Raw genomic sequence first — 1,589 nt, 5'->3', positions numbered from 1 at the left:
CCCCGCACCACTTCCCGCCCCACCGTCCCCGTCGCGCCCGTCACCAGGATCACCGGGCCTCCACACCTCCACCTCTCCACTCCATTTCCCCTTTATGGCGCTTTCCTGAAGATTCTCACGTTTCTCCGATTTCCCGCCCGCCAGGCCTGCCGGAACGGGGCCGATCCGGCAGGCGGCAAGATCCAGACCGGACGGTCTCCATCGGGCCTCCGGGCGCGCAGAGGACCAAGGGCGGCGATGCAGGACCGGGTCGAGACCGGAGTCCCACCGCATGAGGGCGGGCCGGGCCGCGCGCCGCCGGCGACCCGCCGCGCGGACGGGCTGCGTTCCTGGTCGCAGGCGTCCCGCAGTCCGCAGCGCCCTGGACCGTCCGGGCCGGCCTCCCGCCGAGGTCGAGGGCACCGGCGGGCCGGCGTCCAGTCCCTGCCCGCCGGCCGGGAAGTGCACGCCGGCCGTGTCCCCCGCCAAACCGAAGGCGCTCCCGGATCGTGACTTCGGATGACCCGAGGCCACCCCTCACGCACCTCGGCACTCCCGCGTCCAGCCCATCCGGCCAGCGGTCAGGCGGACCCGCCCCCTTGGGCCGAGCCCGCAGCCAAGCAGCAGGACGAGCGGGGTCGGGGAATCCGAGAAACCCCGGCAGGGGCATCAGGGGCAGTACGGGAACGGTCGCGGTATGCCGCGATCCGCCGCCCCCTCCCTACGAAGCGGTGGACCGGATCATTCCTGCACCTCGCCTGCGAGGACGGCTGGCCGGGGCGTACCGGTGTCGTGACACGGGGCCGGCCGACGGCGCCGTCGCGGGAGACGGACGCACCGGGGGCATCAACGTCATGAGGCACGGGTGCCGTGCCCGAGCCGACGCCCGCGGCCCGCCACGCCGGGGAGGAACCCGTCCCGGAGGAGGCGGGCCGATGCAACAGCACCGGCCGTGCCGGGGAAGCCGCAGGCGTACAGCAGGCCGGGAACGGCGCGCACACCGGGGATGCCGTCCGGGACATGCACAGCCGAGGCCAGGTCAGGCCGCCCGGGCGGTGAACTGCGGGGTCGCGCCGGAGGCAGTCGCGGGGGCCCTGTCGGGGCGGGCCGCCAGAATGGAGCGCTGCAGGCGGACCAGCGGCGCCGAGGGCTCCAGGCCCAGTTCCGCGACGAGGGTGGTGCGCAGCCGCCGGTAGACGTCCAGAGCCTCGCCGCGCCGGCCCGCGCGGTGCAGCGCCACCATGAACTGGCCGTGCAGGCTCTCGTGCATCCGGTGTCGGTCGACCAGCACCGTCAGCTCCGGCAGCAGCTCACGGTGGCGGCCCAGACACAGGTCGGCGTCGATGCGCTGGGCCAGCGCGCACAGCCGGGCCTCCTCCAGCCGCCGAGCCTCCACGCCGATCCGGCTGCCGGTCTGCGGACCGGTCAGCGCCGGCCCACTCCACAGATCCAGCGCACCGGCCAGACGGCGGGCCACCCCCGCGTAGTCCCCGGTGTCCATCGCCCGGTACCCGGCCCCCGCACGGCGCTCGAACTCCCGGTGGTCGACCGCGCCACCACCCGTCCTCAGCCGGTAACCACCCGGCACCGTGGCCAGAACATCCTTGGCC

General features: G+C 74.8%; 1 protein-coding gene. It reads right to left on the bottom strand.

Annotated elements, in window-relative coordinates; all coding sequences use genetic code 11:
- Nucleotides 1-1,018: 1,018 nt before the first annotated feature.
- Nucleotides 1,019-1,589: AfsR/SARP family transcriptional regulator (locus ACNFOC_RS54185; RefSeq protein ID WP_416966287.1), on the bottom strand; the 571-nt coding region annotated here is incomplete at its 5' end.

The organism is Streptomyces colwelliae, assembly GCF_048158785.1.
Taxonomy (GTDB): Bacteria; Actinomycetota; Actinomycetes; order Streptomycetales; family Streptomycetaceae; genus Streptomyces.
Note: the sequence above shows the minus strand (reverse complement) of the source record. Positions and strands in the feature narration are given on the sequence as shown.